15 protein-coding genes are annotated in these 16,155 nt (G+C 66.5%); 7 read left to right on the plus strand and 8 right to left on the minus strand.

The annotated features are described in order from the left end of the window. The first annotated feature begins 164 nt into the window (after nucleotides 1-164). Nucleotides 165-1,958, plus strand: a complete 1,794-nt coding sequence (locus AC1DIN_RS01330; protein WP_476808399.1) for a cation:proton antiporter domain-containing protein — start codon at nucleotides 165-167, stop codon at nucleotides 1,956-1,958. Here the strand turns inward: AC1DIN_RS01330 and AC1DIN_RS01335 are convergent. Continuing rightward, the gene (locus AC1DIN_RS01335; RefSeq protein WP_476808400.1) at nucleotides 1,894-2,997 is read right to left on the minus strand and encodes a glycosyltransferase family 4 protein; all 1,104 of its coding nucleotides are present in this window, start codon (nucleotides 2,995-2,997) and stop codon (nucleotides 1,894-1,896) included. The genes AC1DIN_RS01330 and AC1DIN_RS01335 overlap by 65 nt on opposite strands. After that, the gene (locus tag AC1DIN_RS01340) at nucleotides 2,997-3,902 is read right to left on the minus strand and encodes a UDP-2,3-diacylglucosamine diphosphatase (RefSeq protein ID WP_476808401.1); all 906 of its coding nucleotides are present in this window, start codon (nucleotides 3,900-3,902) and stop codon (nucleotides 2,997-2,999) included. The genes AC1DIN_RS01335 and AC1DIN_RS01340 overlap by 1 nt, the downstream gene beginning before the upstream one ends. Nucleotides 3,903-4,043: 141 nt before the next feature. On the opposite strand from AC1DIN_RS01340, the gene AC1DIN_RS01345 reads away from it, so the two are divergent. From AC1DIN_RS01345 to AC1DIN_RS01360, 4 genes are all read left to right on the plus strand, one after another. Next, nucleotides 4,044-4,823, plus strand: a complete 780-nt coding sequence (locus AC1DIN_RS01345) for an SDR family oxidoreductase (protein ID WP_476808402.1) — start codon at nucleotides 4,044-4,046, stop codon at nucleotides 4,821-4,823. Nucleotides 4,824-4,942: 119 nt separating this feature from the next. Next, nucleotides 4,943-5,866, plus strand: coding sequence for a DMT family transporter (locus tag AC1DIN_RS01350; protein ID WP_476808403.1), 924 nt, complete (start codon nucleotides 4,943-4,945; stop codon nucleotides 5,864-5,866). A 175-nt stretch (nucleotides 5,867-6,041) separates the two neighbouring features. Further along, on the plus strand, nucleotides 6,042-6,662 hold the full coding sequence (locus AC1DIN_RS01355) for a helix-turn-helix domain-containing protein (RefSeq protein WP_441469573.1): 621 nt from the start codon (nucleotides 6,042-6,044) through the stop codon (nucleotides 6,660-6,662). 302 nt (nucleotides 6,663-6,964) lie between these two features. Next, entirely contained in the window at nucleotides 6,965-8,077 is a 1,113-nt protein-coding gene (locus tag AC1DIN_RS01360; protein ID WP_476808404.1) for a GGDEF domain-containing protein, read from the plus strand. Nucleotides 8,078-8,213: 136 nt separating this feature from the next. Here the strand turns inward: AC1DIN_RS01360 and AC1DIN_RS01365 are convergent, their stop codons facing one another. From AC1DIN_RS01365 to lysM, 6 genes are all read right to left on the minus strand, one after another. Further along, nucleotides 8,214-9,143, minus strand: a complete 930-nt coding sequence (locus AC1DIN_RS01365) for a c-type cytochrome (protein ID WP_476808713.1) — start codon at nucleotides 9,141-9,143, stop codon at nucleotides 8,214-8,216. A gap of 191 nt (nucleotides 9,144-9,334) precedes the next feature. Next, nucleotides 9,335-9,766, minus strand: a complete 432-nt coding sequence (locus AC1DIN_RS01370) for a c-type cytochrome (RefSeq protein ID WP_441469575.1) — start codon at nucleotides 9,764-9,766, stop codon at nucleotides 9,335-9,337. A gap of 130 nt (nucleotides 9,767-9,896) precedes the next feature. After that, on the minus strand, nucleotides 9,897-12,206 hold the full coding sequence (locus tag AC1DIN_RS01375; protein WP_476808405.1) for a xanthine dehydrogenase family protein molybdopterin-binding subunit: 2,310 nt from the start codon (nucleotides 12,204-12,206) through the stop codon (nucleotides 9,897-9,899). Between the two features lie 100 nt (nucleotides 12,207-12,306). Continuing rightward, nucleotides 12,307-13,266, minus strand: coding sequence for a YiiG family protein (locus tag AC1DIN_RS01380; RefSeq protein WP_476808406.1), 960 nt, complete (start codon nucleotides 13,264-13,266; stop codon nucleotides 12,307-12,309). A 50-nt stretch (nucleotides 13,267-13,316) separates the two neighbouring features. Then, entirely contained in the window at nucleotides 13,317-13,634 is a 318-nt protein-coding gene (locus tag AC1DIN_RS01385) for a rhodanese-like domain-containing protein (protein WP_149133446.1), read from the minus strand. A gap of 140 nt (nucleotides 13,635-13,774) precedes the next feature. Continuing rightward, a complete protein-coding gene (gene lysM / locus AC1DIN_RS01390) occupies nucleotides 13,775-14,218 on the minus strand; it encodes a peptidoglycan-binding protein LysM (protein ID WP_476808407.1) in 444 nt (147 codons plus the stop codon). A gap of 177 nt (nucleotides 14,219-14,395) precedes the next feature. Between lysM and AC1DIN_RS01395 the strand changes: the two genes are divergently transcribed. Both AC1DIN_RS01395 and AC1DIN_RS01400 read left to right on the plus strand, forming a co-directional pair. Beyond that, nucleotides 14,396-14,824, plus strand: a complete 429-nt coding sequence (locus AC1DIN_RS01395; RefSeq protein ID WP_441469579.1) for a GlcG/HbpS family heme-binding protein — start codon at nucleotides 14,396-14,398, stop codon at nucleotides 14,822-14,824. A gap of 103 nt (nucleotides 14,825-14,927) precedes the next feature. Next, the gene (locus AC1DIN_RS01400; RefSeq protein ID WP_476808408.1) at nucleotides 14,928-15,989 is read left to right on the plus strand and encodes an NAD(P)/FAD-dependent oxidoreductase; all 1,062 of its coding nucleotides are present in this window, start codon (nucleotides 14,928-14,930) and stop codon (nucleotides 15,987-15,989) included. The last annotated feature ends 166 nt before the right edge of the window (nucleotides 15,990-16,155 follow it).

The raw sequence follows: 16,155 nt of genomic DNA on the forward strand, positions 1-16,155 counted from the left end.
GGCGGAAACGGCTTTTCGCGGGGCGACCTGAACCCTCTTGCGTAAGGGCTCGGCAGGTAAGGCAAATTCCTCACCGCCATAGCGATTCCAAGGTTGTGTTGCGCCGCGGCGAAACGCAAGAATTGCCGGACCAATTCCGCTCGCTCGAATCGCAGGATCGCCCTTTGGCCGGAACAGTCGATCCCTCCTTCTACAAGGACGCCGTCGTCGTGCTCGCGACGGCAGGGGTGATCGTGCCGCTGGCCAAGAGCCTGAAGGTCAATTCGATCATCGCCTTCATCGCCTGCGGCGCCCTGGTCGGCCCCTATGGTCTGGGCGGCCTCGCGGCCAAGCTTCCCCTGCTGAGCACGGTCACGGTCTCGAATGCCGAGGCGCTGGCCGGCCCGGCGGAGCTCGGCGTCGCCTTCCTGCTCTTCGTCATCGGGCTCGAACTCTCCTTCGAGCGCCTGATGACGATGAAGCGCCTCGTCTTCGGCCTCGGCCTCGGCCAGGTCGGGCTGAGCGCCGCAGCCATCGGCCTCGCCGCCTATGCCGCCGGCCAGCCGGCGGCGGCCTCCCTCATCATCGGCTTCGGCCTCGCTCTCTCCTCGACCGCAATGGTGGTCGAGCTGCTCGCCGCCAAGAGGCGCATGACGACCTCGGCGGGCCGCACCAGCTTCGCGATCCTGCTGTGCCAGGACCTCGCGGTCATCCCTCTCCTTTTCCTGATCAGCGTGCTCGACGCGCAGAACGGCTCAGGCTCGCTGCTCGTGGGCCTGGCGCAGGCCTTCGTCCAGGCTTTCGCCGCCATCGCCACCATCATCGTCATCGGCCGGTTGGCGCTGCGCCCGCTCTTCCGCCTGGTCGCCTCGACCGAGTCGACCGAGAGCTTCATGGCAGCGACGCTTTTGACCGCGCTCGGCACCGGGCTGATCGCGGCGGCGGCCGGCTTGTCGATGGGGCTCGGCGCCTTCATCGCCGGGCTGCTGCTCGCCGAGACGGAGTTCCGCCGCGCCATAGAAGTCACCATCGACCCGTTCAAGTCGCTGCTGATCGGCGTCTTCTTCCTCACCGTCGGCATGGGCGTGAACCCGGCCGAGATCGCGGCCAATCCCGGCGCCATCATCGCTGTCGCGGTCGGGCTGCTGCTGGCCAAGGCCGCGATCATCTTCATCCTCGCCCGCCGCTTCCGGCTGTCGGCCGCGACGGCGCTCGAAACCGCGATCATGGTCGCGCCGGGCGGCGAATTCGCCTTCGTCCTGCTCAATGCCGCGACCGGCACGGGGCTCATCGACCATCGGGCAACCAGTATTGTGCTCGCCGCCGTGTCGCTGACCATGGTCGCATTGCCGCTGCTTGCCCGGGTAGCCCGCCATCTCGCGCAGAAGCTGGCGCCCCCCGTCATCTTGCCCGACGAGGCGGCGGTGCTGCCTCCCACCGACCATGCACCACGCGCGATCGTGGTCGGCGGCGGGCGCGTCGGCCGGCTTGTCGCCTCGATGCTCGACGAGCACGGCAAATCCCACATCGTCGTCGATTCGGATGCCGCGCTGATCACCGCCCAGCGCCGCGCCGGCCGCCCGGCCTTCTACGGCGATGCTAGCAAGCCGGAATTCCTGCGTCTCTGCGGCCTGGAGGAAGCAACCGCCCTGATCGTGACGATCGACAATTCGCGCGCTGTCGACGCCATCGTCCAGGCCGCCCGCACGCTAAGCCCCGATATCGTCATTGTCGCCCGCGCCCGCGATGCGGCCCATGCCCGCCATCTCTACGAGATCGGCGTCAACGATGCCGTGCCTGAGACGATCGAGGCGAGCCTGCAGTTATCGGAAGCGGCGCTGGTCGGTCTCGGCGTGCCGATGGGTCTCGTCATCGCCTCGGTCCATGAGCGGCGCGACGGCTTCCGCGCTCAGCTCAAGCCGGCAGGCGCCGCGAAAGCCCCTGCCGTTCCGCGCCACGCCCGCTCGCGAAGGTTGTGAAGCTGGCGGCTCCCGCCTCGCGCGGCAGATAGCCGGCCTGCTGCGCCACGCGCCTGATATGGCCGTAGAACTGCGCCGCGCTGCTCGCCCAACTGTGCCGGCCAGCCAGTTCGAGGCAGGTCTCGTGCGGCACCCTGAGCGCCTGCATGGCGGCGCTGCGTAAATCCTCGTCGAGCACCGCCGCGCCACTGCCGGCGAAGACATCGCGCGGTCCCTGAACGGGGAAGGCGGCGACCGGCAGGCCGCTCGCCGCCGCTTCCAGCAGCACGATACCGAAGGTGTCCGTCAGGCTCGGGAAGATGAAGGCATCCGAAGAGGCATAGATCGCCGCCAGTTCCTCGCCTTCCTTCACCCCCAGAAAATGAACGTCGGGATAGGCGCGCTGGAGATCGCTGCGCGCCGGCCCATCGCCGACCACGACCTTGCTGCCCGGCAGCCGCAGCGACAGGAAGGCGTCGAGATTCTTCTCCACCGCCACGCGCCCGACGCTGAGAAAGATCGGCCGCGGCAGATCGAGCACGCTCTGCGGGCGCGGATGAAACAGGCCGAGGTCGACGCCGCGCCCCCAGCGCACCAGATTCTGGAAGCCATGCTGGCGCAGTTCGTCCTCCACCGTCGTCGTGGAGACCATCACGGCGGCGGCAGGATCATGGAAGCGGCGCAGCAGCCGATAGCTCCAGCTCTCCGGAATCGGCCAGCGGGCGGCGATATATTGCGGGAAGCGCGTATGATAGCTGGTCGTGAACGGGCGCTTCTGGGCAAGGCAGACGGCGCGCGTCAGCCAGCCGATCGGCCCTTCCGTCGCGATATGGATATGGTCCGGCCCGAATTCGGCAACGCGCGCCGCCAGCGCACGGCGCGTCGCCAGAGCCAGGCGGATATCCGGATAGCTCGGCAGGCCGATCTGGTGGAAACCTTCCGGCGTCAGCGCCTGTGCGGTCACTCCGAAATCCGGCGCCGCCGCGATCATCCGCTCCAGCGAGCGCACGACCCCGTTGATCTGCGGGCGCCAGGCATCCGTCGCGACGAGGACGCGCATCAGTGCGCTTTCCGCTCAGCCGTTTCCGGCTGAACGCCAAGAATGCGCGCCAGCTCAAAGGGCCGGAGCTTGCTCCGGGCCGCCTCAGCCAGTTCCGGCACGGCGACTGGGCGGGTAGGCACGACGACCGGCACCGCCGTTTCGCCCTTCAGGCGGCCTTGCGGCCAGCGGATCAACTCGAAGCGCCCGTCATGGTGCTCGACGAAGGCCGTGCAGCTTTCGACCCAGTCGCCGGTGTTGATATAGGTCAGCCCCTCGATCTCGCGATAGGCAGCATGGTGGATGTGGCCGCAGATCACACCGTCGGCATTGTGCCGTCGCGCTTCGCTTGCAAGGCAGGTCTCGAACTCGCCGATATAGTTCACGGCGTTCTTGACCTTGTGCTTGGCCCAGGCCGAGAGCGACCAGTGCGGCAGCCGCAGGAAGCGCCGGACCTTGTTGATCACCATGTTGAGCCCGAGCGCGACCGTGTAGGCCCAGTCGCCGAGCAGGGCGAGCCATTTGGCGTTGCGCACCACGAGATCGAACAGGTCGCCATGGATGACGAGCAGCCGCTTGCCGTCCGCCGTCTCATGGACGATGTCGTCGACCAGTGTGATGCCGCCGAACTGCAGCCCCGTGAAGTCCCGCAGGAAATCATCGTGATTTCCGGTGACGTAGATCAGCTTCGAGCCCTTGCGCACCTTGCGCAGCAGCTTCTGGACCACGTCGTTATGCGCCTGCGGGAAGTACCAGCCGCTCTTCAGCCGCCAGCCGTCGATGATATCGCCGACGAGGTAGATGGTCGGCGCATCATAGGCGCGCAGGAACTCCAGGACGAGATCGGCCTGCGCTCCGCGCGTGCCCAGATGCAGATCCGAGATGAAGATGCTGCGAACCTGCTTCGCGTCGTCCTCGTCGGCCATTCCGGAGAGCCCCCGCTGTTGCGATGCTCCGGGCGTGTGTCTGATTTGCGTTGCGCTTTGATGACGGCGCGTCCAATCCATGGTCAGGCTTGCCGATACGCATGGGCCGACGGCGCCTTGCCGAGCTTACGGAGAAACGTGATGGATCTTGGAATTTCGGGCCGCACCGCCATCGTCTGCGCCTCCAGCAAGGGGCTTGGCCGCGGCTGCGCCGAGGCCCTGGCCCAGGCCGGCTGCACCGTCGTCATCAACGGCCGCGACGCCACGACGCTCGAGGCCACCGCCAGCGCCATCCGCGCGGCCACGGGCGCAACGGTCATCGCCGTCGTCGCCGACGTTTCGACCAAGGCCGGGCAGGACGCTCTGCTGGCGGCCGCTCCCAACCCCGACATCCTCGTCAACAACAATGGCGGGCCGCCGCCGAAGCCCTTCCGCCAGGTGACGCGTGAAGGCCTGCTGGAAGGCGTGGTGCAGAACATGGCGACGCCGCTGGAGCTGGTTCAGCGCGTCATCGACGGCATGATCGAGCGCCGCTTCGGCCGCATCGTCAACATCACCTCGGCGAGCGTCGTCACGCCACTGACCGGCCTCGACGTTTCCTCGGCCGCGCGCGCGGGCCTCACCGCCTTCCTCTCGGGCGTGGCCCGTGAGGTGGCGCATGCCAACGTCACCATCAACAACATCCTGCCGGGCGTGTTCGACACCGACCGGATCAAGACAGCGACCAACAAGGTCGCCGAGATGCAGGGCATCAGCATCGAGGAAGCGACCAAACGGCGGCTCGCCGCCGTGCCCGCCGGCCGCCTCGGCACCCCCGACGAGTTCGGCAAGCTCTGCGCCTTCCTCGCCAGCACCTCTGCCGGCTACATCACCGGCCAGAATTTCCTGATCGACGGCGGCGCCTTCCGCGGCACCTTCTGAGCCGCGCGTCGCCGGCCTGACGGGGTTGCAGAGTTCACGCTTCGCCTCCCTGCCTCGACGTGGTCTAAGGAGGAACGGTTTCGCCCGAAACCGTTCCCGCCCTCCCGTCGCGCGCTCCGTTGTCCCCTCTTCTCGGCATCACCCTCAAGCTGATCTCGGCGCTCGCCTTCACGCTGATGTCGGCCGCGATCAAATCGATCTCGACGCGCTATCCGACGGGCGAAATCGTCTTCATCCGTTCCTTCTTCGCGATGATTCCGCTGCTCATCTGGCTGGCCTGGCGTTCCGAGCTGCCGGCGGCGCTGAAGACCAGCAATCTGCGCGGCCATTTCAAGCGCGGCATCATGGGCTCGACCGGCATGTTCTGCGGCTTCGCGGCCCTGCAGTTCCTGCCGCTCTCGGAGGCTGTCGCCATCGGCTATGCCGCGCCGCTCGCCGTGGTGGTGCTCGCCGCACTCGTGCTCAAGGAAAAGGTGCGCATCTATCGCTGGACGGCCGTGACGATCGGCTTCGTCGGCGTGCTCATCATGCTCTCGCCGCATCTCGGCGCCGGCAGCCACCCGGTCGGCGGCAATGCCGCGATCGGCGCGGCGCTGGGTCTGGCCGGCGCGTTCTGCTCGGCCTTTGCCTCGGTCGAAGTCCGGCTTCTCACCCAGACCGAGCGCACGGGCGCCATCGTGTTCTACTTCATGCTGCTGACCAGCCTGCTCGGTCTCTCGACCATCCTGCTCGGCTGGAACATGCCGGATCTCAAGGACGCGGCGCTGATGGTCGTCATCGGCATCCTCGGCGGGCTCGGCCAGATCCTGATCGTGCAGGCCTACCGCTATGGCGACGCCTCGCTGATCGCGCCATTCGAATACTCGACCATGCTCTGGGCGGTGGCGATCGGCTGGCTCTGGTTCGGCGAATGGCCGGCCACCGCGATCCTGATCGGCGCCTTCATCGTCATCAGTTCCGGCATCTATGTGATCCTGCGCGAGCGCCAACTCGGCCTCGCCCGGCGCGAGCAGCGAGAAGTCGGCCCCAGCCGCATCACCTGAGCATCAGGCGCGCGCTTCGGCGGCCCGCAGTCCGATGCGATGTCGAAAGCACGGGTCACCGTTGCCGCTTCCCATCGAACGCACGGCGGTCCAGCGCCGGGCTTCGGCATTGTTCGCTTGTTCAAACGATCGTCCGCCGTTACAAACGGCTTCACAGTCGAAAGGGGCCGAATTCATGGGAATCGAGACGAAAGAGCGCGGCGGGCGGGAGCTTGAATCCGGGGCTCAGGTGATCTCGGGCCAGCTCGGCAAGACGATCCAGCGCCTGCGCAAGGCGTATAATTTCTCGCTCTCGGACCTCGCCGAACAGTCGGGCGTCGCCAAGTCGATCATCAGCCAGATCGAACGCAACGAGACCAACCCGACGCTGGCGACGATCTGGCGGCTTTCGCAGGCGCTCGACATTTCGATCGAGCGAGTCCTCTCCAGCGGCGAGGAAGAGCCCTTCATCGAGAAGACCACGCGTGCCGACACGCCGATCCTGGTCTCCGAGGACGGCAAGCTGCGCCTCGCCATCATCGGCTGGATCAAGACCGTCGAATGGCTGCAATGGTACGACGTCTCCGCCGAGCCCGGCGGCGAGCTCGACTCCGAGGGCCACCAGCGCGGCTCGATCGAGTCGCTCTCGGTCACGGCCGGCGAATTCGAGGTCGAGGTCGGCGACATCATCCAGCGCGCCAAGGCCGGCGAGACGCTGCGCTATCGCTGCGACCGCCGCCACGTCGTTCGCTGCGTCGGCAACGAACCCGGCCACGCCCTGATGGTCTGCATCCTCAAGGCTGCGGTGATGGAGTAGCCCGCTGCCGCCCCGGCTCGGCCGGGCTGGCGGTCAGCGCGCGGCATCGGAAGGCTCGCATCCCGAGCCAACCGCCGTCTGCCATCAGCATCGCTGGGCAGAAGCGTCAGCGCATTGCCTGATCGGCGCACAGCTTGGTCCCACAAGCTGTAATTAACCTATCTGCCTCAGATTGCCCGCGCTGGGGAGCTGGGAGCGTTCGATCATGTCTGGAACCGGACGCAGGGGCTGCTGACGACGGGACCGATGGACCTTGCTACCTCTGGTATTTGACGACCGGCACGCTGCTTGTCGCCACCGCTATGACTCTCTGGGAGCGCAACGCGCAGACGCAGCGCTCGCGCGAGCTCGGACTCTGGGCATCGGCCTACGCCGCGTTCGCCCTAGGCTGCATCCTGGCGATGAACCGGAACGTCCTTCCCGGCGTATCCGGCCCTGCCCTCACCAATGTCGTCATGATGCTCGGCTATCTGCTGGTGCTTCAGGGAATCCTGGCTCTCGATGGCCGGAAACTGCATCCCGCCCTCATGACCGGCCTGCTGGTGGCCATCGGCGCCGCCTGGTTCCTGGCCGGAGCCGGAGCGGTGGGCCTGTTCTGGAACCATGTCAGCTCATTTCCGATCGCGGTTATCTCCGCGCTGACCGCGTTAGCACTTCTTCGCAGCCGCACCGCGAGACGGCTGCGCTCTCGCCCGGTCGCGATCACCGTCTTCGCCTGCCACGCCCTGTTCTATGCCGGCCGCACCTTCGCGGTCCCCGTCATGACCTCGATCTACGGCAGCGACGTGCTGAGCACCGTGGCCGAGATCACGATGTACGAGGCCGTGCTGTTCACCGTCGCGATGTCGATGTCGATGCTGACTCTCATCCGTGAGGAGGATCGGGCGCGCCTTCTTGCGACGACCCGCACCGACTTCCTCACCGGGCTCAACAACCGCCAGGGCTTCTTCGAACTCGCCCCCAGAAGCCTCAGCCGACACGGCAAGGGCACCGCACACTCGCTGCTCGCCATCGACCTCGACCACTTCAAGGCCATCAACGACCGCTACGGACACGAGGCCGGCGACCACGTGCTGAAGCTCTTCGCCAGCATCGCCAGCGAAATCGCCGGGTCCGAGGCGACGAGCGCGCGTCTCGGCGGCGAGGAATTCGCGATCCTGCTCCCGAATACGAACGGCGAGGACGCCCGCGCCATCGGGCAGAGCATCGCCCAGCGCTTTACCGAGACGGCGGCACGGCGCGACGGGCTCGCGATTCCGGCGACGATCAGCATCGGCCTCGCCGAGGCCAAGGCGCAGGAAGCTGATCTGGTCGCCTTGCTCGCGGCGGCTGATCACGCCCTCTACCGAGCCAAGACACTGGGCCGCAACCGCATCGAGAGCGCCAAGCCCGGGCAGGTCGCCAAGGCGGCCTAAGGGTCTTGTGCTCGCTCTGAGCGCTCCGCCGCTTCCGACGTCGACTATCAGGGCCTTGAAGGGCATCAGGCGACGTTAAGGGCACCGCCCTCCATCCGATAGGCTGTTCCCGCCGCCGGCCCCGATTCGGAAGCCGCTACTTCGTCTGCGGTCGCGGCGGGCCATCCACCGCCGGCAGCGACTTCAGATACTCCGCCATCGCCATCCGGTCGGCATCGGGGAGTTGCGCCATGTTGCGCACCACCGCCCCCATGGAGCCGCCGACGCTGTCGAAGCTCGGGGTGAAGCCGGTCTTGAGGAGTTCGGCGATCTCCTCCTTCGACCACTTCGCCAGGCCTTTCTCGGACTGGGTGATGTTCGGCACCCAGCCCTTGCCTTCCGGGTCCGGACCGCCGGCGAGGCGGGTCGCCGGAATGATCGCGCCGAGCGCGTTGCGGGCCGAATGGCACTCGGCGCAGTGGCCGGGGCCGTTGACGAGATAGGCGCCGCGGTTCCAGGCCTCGCTCTTCGTCGGATCGGGCCGGAACGGCGCGCCCTCGAAGAACAGCAGCTTCCAGCCGCCGACGATGCGCCGGATGTTGAAGGGGAATGGCAGGTCATGCGGCGGGGCCCTGCCCTCCACCGGGGCCAGCGTGCGGATATAGGCGAAGAGATCGGCCAGCGCCCTGGGCGGCATCATCCGGTAGGAGGTGTAGGGAAAGGCCGGGTAGAGATGCTGGCCGCGCGGCGAGACACCGGCCGCCATCGCATCGACGAAGTCCTGCACGCCCCAGTTGCCGATTCCATCGCGCGTATGCGGCGAGATGTTGGGCGCATGGAAGGTGCCGAAGGGGGAGGCCAGCGCCAATCCGCCGCCGAGCCTCAGTTTGTCGTCCTGGCCGGGCGTCGCGTGGCACGAGGCACAGCCCCCCGCCGAGAACAGCAGCTTGCCGTTCTCGATATCGGCCGCCGGCAGCGCACCGATTTCTGGGGACGGCGAGACGACGCGCGGATCGGTGAGGACAAAGAAGCCGGCGAAGGCAAGAGCCGCCAGTACGACGAGGGTCACGAACAGGCGGCGCAGCAACAGCATCGGCATCTCCAAGGCGTAATCAGCAGGGCGGTTCAGTTGGCCTGGGCAGGCCGCCAGCTTCGAACCGCGGCAGTTCTAACGTGGCGCAGCCGCAAGGGCTCCCGCAAGTCGGGAAAACGAGGTCATGAAAAAGCGGGCGGCCAATGTTGGCGCCCGCTTCCGGCTCTCCGCCTAGGCGGACCGCCTCACTTCTTGATGCGATAGGCCTCATGGCAGGCGCCGCAGTTCTTGGTCGCCGCACCGAAGGCGGTGCGGAAACCGTCAAGGCTGGCCACGTTCGCGCCGGCTGCGGCATCGCTCTCGAACTTGACGAAGGCCGCCTTGAAGCCGGCCTGATCCTCCCAGATCTTCGGCGAGGCCGTCGTTTCGCCGCCGGTCTTGGAGCTGTCGGGGAACAGGGCCGGCACCTTCTTGGCGGTGTCGGCATAGGTCTTGAAGACCGCCTGCGCCTTGGTGGCGTCAAAGGGAGCTTCGCCCTTGGCCATGGCTGCGCCTTCGCGCGTGGCAGCGCCGAGCGCCTTCATCGCCTGCTGGCGCTCCGCGATGGGGTTTGACTGCGCCAGGACGGCGGTGATGCCAAGCCCGAGGCCGGCGAGCACGAAAGCGGTGCGGATCATTCAGTTTCCCTTTGAGACCAGCCGCTCCGAATGGCACGGCTTAGAACGCGTCCAAATCAAACGATGATCACAACACATCCAAATAGCTTTTGCGTGAACGAGCTTGCAAAACCGCAAGTCGATGCTTGCATCAAAGCCGATACCCTGCCTCCTTCAGCGCGGTGAACACCTTGAGCGGCGTCGCCGGCATGTCCATCGCCTTGATGCCGGCGGCACGGTCGAGGGCATCGACCATCGCGTTCATCACCGCCGGGCAGGCGCCGATCGCCCCCGCCTCGCCCGCGCCCTTCACGCCGATGGCGTTGGTGATGCAGCGGACATTGCGCGTCTCGAAATGGAAGTTCGGGATGTCGACCGCGCGCGGCAAGGCGTAGTCCATGAAGGTCGCGGTCAGCATCTGCCCGTCGGGATCGAAGCGGATCTCTTCCATCAGCGCCTGGCCGATGCCCTGGGCCGAGCCGCCATGGACCTGGCCCTGCAGCATCAGCGGGTTCAGCGTCACGCCGAAATCATCGACCACGACATAGTTCAGGATCTCGGTCGCCCCGGTGCCGGGGTCGATCTCCAGTTCGCAGACATGGGTGCCGTTGGGATAGGTCGCCTCCGGCGGTGTCCAGCTCTGATGGACCTTGAGCATGGTCGGCGTCGCGCCCGGCAACGCCGCGATGGTGGCGAGGTCGAGCGACTTGTCGGTGCCGACGATGCGGACCGCACCATTGGCGACCTCGAGATCGCCCACCGCCGCCTCGAGCTTCTCGGAGGCGAGCTGCTTGAGGTTGTCGGTCAGGATCTCGGTCGCCTTGTTCAGCGCCGCGCCTCCAACGGGGATCGAGCGTGAGCCGCCGGTGCCCGAGCCGGTCTCGACCCGGTCGGTATCGCCCTGCACCACGCGGATGCGGTCCATCGGAATATCGAGATGCTGCGAGACGAGCTGCGAATAGGCCGTCTCATGCCCCTGCCCGTTCGACTGCGTGCCGATCAGCACGGTGACAGTCCCGTCCTTCTCCAGAATCACGGTCGAGCTTTCCAGGCCACCGCCGCCGCAGGCCTCGATATAGCTGGCCATGCCGATGCCGCGGATCTTGCCGGCCTTGGCCGAAGCCTTCTGGCGGGCCTTGAAGCCCTTCCAGTCGGCCACGTCCATGGCGCGTCGCATATGGCCCTCGAACTCGCCGGAATCGTAGACCGGGCCGGTCTGCGTCTTGTGCGGCATCTCCGACGGCTTGACGAAGTTCTGCGCGCGCACCGCATCCGGCGTCTTGCCGGTCTCGCGGGCGATGGCGTCGACCAGCCGCTCGATCAGATAGGCAGCCTCCGGGCGCCCCGCGCCGCGATAGGCATCGACCGGTGTCGTGTTGGTCAGAACGCCGCGGAAGACGACGTGCACGGCCGGAATGTTGTAGCAGCCCGGCGTCATGGTGGTGCCGACCCAAGGGATGAAGGGCCCATACTGCGAGAGATAGGCGCCCATCTCGGCCGAGAGATCGACCTTGAGTCCGATGAACCTGCCCTTGGCGTCGAGCGCCATCGTCGCCGTCGTCAGATTGGCGCGGCCATGGGTATCGGCGAGGAAATGCTCGTTGCGGTCAGAGACCCAGCGAACCGGGCGCTTCAGCTTCTCGGCTGCGATCATCGCCAGCGGATATTCGCGGTAGAGGAAGATCTTGGTGCCGAAGCCGCCGCCGACATCCGGGGTCACCACGCGGATGCGCTTCGGGTCGACCTTGAGCACGTAGTTGGCGATCAGGTCGCGCATGCCGTGGCTGCCCTGGCTGCCCAGCGTCAGCGTCCAGCGCTTCTCGGCCTTGTCGTACTCGGCGATGCAGGCGCGTGTCTCCATGTAGTTGGAGGCGAGCCGGTTATTGACGACGGTCAGCGAAACCGTGCGCGCGGCCTTCGCGAAGGCCTTCTCGGTCCTCTCGCGATCGCCCTGCTCGGCCTCGAAGGCGACATTGCCCGCCCGATCGGCCCAGACCTGCGGCGCGCCGTCCTCCAGCGCCTCGGCAATCCCTGTCACCGCCGGCAGCGGGTCCCAGTCGATCTCGATCGCTTCGGCCGCGTCGCGCGCCTGTGCCAGCGTTTCGGCGACGATGAAGGCCACGGCCTCGCCGACATGGCGGACGGTGTCGGTCGGCAGCACGGGGACCGGGAGGGATTTAGACATCTCGCCCGAGACGGTCGTGACGTGCCCCTTGCAAGGCAGGTCGCCATACTCAGCGACATCCTTGCCGGTCAGGATCAGCTTCACGCCCTTCAGCTTCCGGGCGGTCTCGATGTCGCCGATGCTGAAGCGGGCATGGGCATAGGGCGAGCGCAGCACGAAGGCGTGCAGCGCACCCTCCGCGGCGATGTCATCGGTATATCGGCCAGTGCCGGTCGTCAGGCGTTGATCTTCGACCCGCCGCACCGGCTGGCCAAACCCGAATTTCATGGGACGCATGAGGCATATCCTCAGTTAGGTCTAATGAAAGAGTGAAGCAGAAATCGCGCGACGTCAGCCCCGGCATGTGCCGCGCCGGGGTGCGTCGCACGCATCGATCTCAGCGCGGCATGCGGACTGCCGTCTCCGAGAGTGAAACCATGGTATTGTAGTTGTTGACGATCCAGTTGGCGTCATTGGCCGCCCCGCGGCGGACATCGCCCTTGCTCTTGGCGAGCTTCTCGCTGAAGTCGCGCAGCTTGCCGAGCCAGGAGCTCGCCCTGCTCTCGATGAAGGGCACGCCGCCCGGGTTCTTCTCCTTGAAGGCGTCCATCTCGCGGATCGCCTCGGCATAGTCGGCGATGGCAGCGTTGAAGGCCTTGAGATCGACGATCGGCTGCTCGTTGCTCGGCATCAGGTCCATCGCGGTGCGCGCGTTGATCATGATGTTGCGCACCTGCCAGCGGACGGAACGCCCCTCGCGCTGCTCCACCGAGGCGAGTTCGCGCTGATCGAGCCCGCGCTTGTAGACGCGCATCAGCGCGTCGAGCTTGGCGCGCTCCTCCAGGAAGGTCTTGGCCGCCGGCACCATCGCCGCGTGTAGCTTCTGCCCCTCGGTGAGGTTGTCGTCGCGATAGTCCTTGCGGTCGTAGTAGCGCTCCGCGCGGGTGATCAGCGGCGCCAGCTCCTGATAGGCCTTGATGTAGCGGCCCATGGTCTCGTCGATCGCCGGCAGCTTCGGCTCGCGCGCAATCGCCTCCTCTGCCTTGTTGATCTCGCCGGTCACGTCATAGAGGCTGTAGAGCCCGTAGGTGATGTAGCGCTCCTTGCCGGTCGGGCCCTTCTTCATATCGACCCAGCTGCCGTAGCGCTCCCAGGACTGGATGGCGCGCAGCGTGCGGTTCATCAGCGCCGTATAAGCGTTCGACTTGGTGATCGCGGCCTGGAGGTCGTCATCCTGCGCCTTGCTCGCGCTGCCGGCCGGAACGGTCGCCGCCCCTTGTGCCCAGGCGCCCGCTGGCGCGGCGAGGACGAGGGCGGCGGCGCAGGCCGCACCTCGGAGAAATGCTCGGGTCGTCATGTATCCAGTTCCGTCGTCTGCAGCATGTCGCGCGGATCAGGCACTCGCCGTCAGTCTTCAGCGATCGGCTCGCCATGCATCAGCCAGTCCTTGAAGCCGCCGGCATAATGGCTGTCGATGTCGAGACCGGCCGATTGCGCGAACTCCAGCGCCCGCCGCGAGCGGACGCCGGCAGCGCAGGAAAGCACGACCCGCTTGCCCGGCTCGTTCGGCAGGTCGGCCGGATCGAACTGCGAGAGCGGCCGCGAGACCGAACCCGGGATATGCCCGGCCGCGAATTCATGCGGTTCGCGCACATCGACGAGCAGGATGGAGCCGTCGCTCAGCCCCGCCTTGATGGCGTCGATATCGAGGTCGTTCACGATCATGGCCAGCATCTCCCGCTCGGTCCCGTTGATCCGTCCAGATAGGGCGGCGCGGCAGGGTATGCCAGCAGGAGGATGGCGGTGTCGGTCGAAAAGGCAGCAGCCGCGGACGGACGGTCCGCGGCTGCGCGATGGTTGAAGGTTCAGCCCTGCGGCGGGATGCGCAGCACCCAGCCCGGCAGGATCAGGTCGGGGTTCTTCACCGGCGGCGTATTGGCCTTGACGATCTCGGTGTATTTCGCGCCCTGGCCCTTGCCGTAATGCTCCTCGGCGATCTTCCAGAGCGTGTCGCCCTTCTTCACCGTGTAGAAGACAGCGGCCGGCGCTTCCTTGGTGACGGCGAGGTCCGATTCAACCTGTGCCACGCCGGTGGTGTTGCCGAGCGCGAGGATGATCTTCTCGGCCTGCTCGGTCGAGACGGCGTTGCCGGAGACCTTGACCTTGTCGCCGTCGATCTGGATGGCGACGTCGGAGGGCAGGCCGTGCCCTGCCAGTTCCTTCTGCAGGTCATCGGCCGTCGCGGCCTTGGCCGAACCGGAACCGAAGATCTTGGCGCCCGCTTCCTTGATGAAACTGAACAAACCCATGGAATGCCCTCCTTGTCTCGGGTGGCTATCAAGCCCTGTCGCGGCGCCCTGCGCAAGCCGTGGCGGAAAAGGTGTTTTCTTCCGACCCGACCATCGATTGCGCGGAAAGGGCTCGAAGGGCCCTTTCCTGCTCGCCGCGCGGCTGGCAAGAACGCGGTATTCAAACCGGAGTTCCCCATGCTCAGTCTCGCCCAGGCACAGACCATCCTCCAGGTCGCGCTCGCCCATGCCGAAGCCAACGGCTTCAAGCCGCTCGCCATCGCCGTCCTCGACGCGCGCGGCGCGCAGAAGGCCTTTGCGGCCCAGGACGGCACCAGCCTGAAGCGCGGCGAGATCGCGCTCGGCAAGGCGCATGGCGTCGTCGCGCTCGGCGTCGGCTCGCGCGCACTGCACAAGATGGCGCTTGACCGCCCCTATTTCGTCGAGGCGGCCACCCATGCCGTCGGCGGCTCGCTGGTGCCGGTTCCCGGCGGCGTGCTGATCCGCTCGTCCGAAGGCGCGGTGCTCGGCGCCATAGGCATCTCCGGCGACACCTCCGATAACGACGAAGCTGCGGCCTGTGCCGGCATCGCTGCGGCGGGTCTCAACGCGGACACCGGGGCCTGATCCCCCGTTTTTTGCACTTGCCATTCGGCCCCCGAAGGCTCATTTCCTCCCGGAATCTGAGTTCGTTATACCGTACAGTTTGGACCGGATCGAAGGTAGAACCATGAGCGAAGCGGCAGCGGCCAACGAAAACGAAGTCATCACCACCGACGTCGTCATCATCGGCGCCGGCCCCTGTGGTCTCTTCGCGGTCTTTGAGCTCGGCCTGCTCGACATCCGCGCGCATCTCGTCGACATCCTGCCGAAGGTCGGCGGGCAGTGCGCGGAGCTCTATCCGGAGAAGCCGATCTACGACATCCCCGGCTTCCCACTGGTCACCGGTCAGGCGCTGGTCGACAATCTGCTCGAGCAGATCAAGCCGTTCGGGCCGACCTTCCACCTCAACCAGATGATCGAGTCGGTCGAGCCGACCGGCACGGCTGCGGCACCGCGCTTCCGCGTCACCACCGACGCCGGCACGGTCTTCGATACGAAGACGGTCGTCATCGCAGCCGGCGGCGGCTCCTTCCAGCCGAAGAAGCCGCCCATCCCTGGCATCGAGTCTTATGAGAACGGCTCGGTCTTCTACGCCGTGCGCAAGATGGAAACCTTCCGCGGCCGCAACATCCTGATCGTCGGCGGCGGCGACTCCGCCCTCGACTGGACGCTGAACCTCCAGCCCATCGCGAACCGCGTCACGCTGATGCACCGCCGCGACGATTTCCGCGCCGCGCCGCACTCGGTCGAGCAGATGCGTACGCTCGTCGCCGAGGACAAGATGGACATGAAGCTCGGCCAGATCACCGGCCTGAAGGGCGAGAACGGCAAGCTCGAGGCAGTCGTCTGCCGCGGCACCGACAACGAGCCCTTCGACATCGCCTGCGATACGCTGCTGCCCTTCTTCGGCCTGACCATGAAGCTCGGCCCGATCGCCGACTGGGGCCTGAACCTCCATGAGAACCTGATCCCGGTCGACACCGAGAAGTTCGAGACCAGCGTGCCCGGCATCTTCGCCGTCGGCGACATCAACACCTATCCGGGCAAGCTCAAGCTCATCCTCTCGGGCTTCCACGAAGCCGCGCTCTGCGCCCAGAAGGTCCACCGCTATGTCTATCCGGAGAAGCGGCTGACCTTCCAGTACACGACCTCCTCCAGCAGCCTGCAGAAGAAGCTCGGCGTCGCCTGAGCGGCGCTTTCCGGAGGCTGCGGATGATCTGCGGAGCCACGCCGTCATCCCCGGCGTGACCCGGGATCCCACCGAAAGGCGCGGCGCTCTCTGATGGCTCTCCGCTTCGCTTCGGCCGGGAACCCGCATTGCCGTGAAAGCACGGCTCGCTGGATAAATTGAATGC

This window comes from Allobosea sp. 05T438 (assembly GCF_056396025.1).

What these genes read in the sequence shown, in the direction of transcription:
- AC1DIN_RS01335 (WP_476808400.1), bottom strand. Translation starts at nt 2,997, where the DNA reads ATGCGCGTCCTCGTCGCGACGGATGCCTGGCGCCCGCAGATCAACGGG.
- AC1DIN_RS01340 (WP_476808401.1), bottom strand. Translation starts at nt 3,902, where the DNA reads ATGGCCGACGAGGACGACGCGAAGCAGGTTCGCAGCATCTTCATCTCG.
- AC1DIN_RS01345 (WP_476808402.1), top strand. Translation starts at nt 4,044, where the DNA reads ATGGATCTTGGAATTTCGGGCCGCACCGCCATCGTCTGCGCCTCCAGC.
- AC1DIN_RS01355 (WP_441469573.1), top strand. Translation starts at nt 6,042, where the DNA reads ATGGGAATCGAGACGAAAGAGCGCGGCGGGCGGGAGCTTGAATCCGGG.
- AC1DIN_RS01360 (WP_476808404.1), top strand. Translation starts at nt 6,965, where the DNA reads ATGACTCTCTGGGAGCGCAACGCGCAGACGCAGCGCTCGCGCGAGCTC.
- AC1DIN_RS01370 (WP_441469575.1), bottom strand. Translation starts at nt 9,766, where the DNA reads ATGATCCGCACCGCTTTCGTGCTCGCCGGCCTCGGGCTTGGCATCACC.
- AC1DIN_RS01375 (WP_476808405.1), bottom strand. Translation starts at nt 12,206, where the DNA reads ATGCGTCCCATGAAATTCGGGTTTGGCCAGCCGGTGCGGCGGGTCGAA.
- AC1DIN_RS01380 (WP_476808406.1), bottom strand. Translation starts at nt 13,266, where the DNA reads ATGACGACCCGAGCATTTCTCCGAGGTGCGGCCTGCGCCGCCGCCCTC.
- AC1DIN_RS01385 (WP_149133446.1), bottom strand. Translation starts at nt 13,634, where the DNA reads ATGATCGTGAACGACCTCGATATCGACGCCATCAAGGCGGGGCTGAGC.
- lysM (WP_476808407.1), bottom strand. Translation starts at nt 14,218, where the DNA reads ATGGGTTTGTTCAGTTTCATCAAGGAAGCGGGCGCCAAGATCTTCGGT.
- AC1DIN_RS01395 (WP_441469579.1), top strand. Translation starts at nt 14,396, where the DNA reads ATGCTCAGTCTCGCCCAGGCACAGACCATCCTCCAGGTCGCGCTCGCC.
- AC1DIN_RS01400 (WP_476808408.1), top strand. Translation starts at nt 14,928, where the DNA reads ATGAGCGAAGCGGCAGCGGCCAACGAAAACGAAGTCATCACCACCGAC.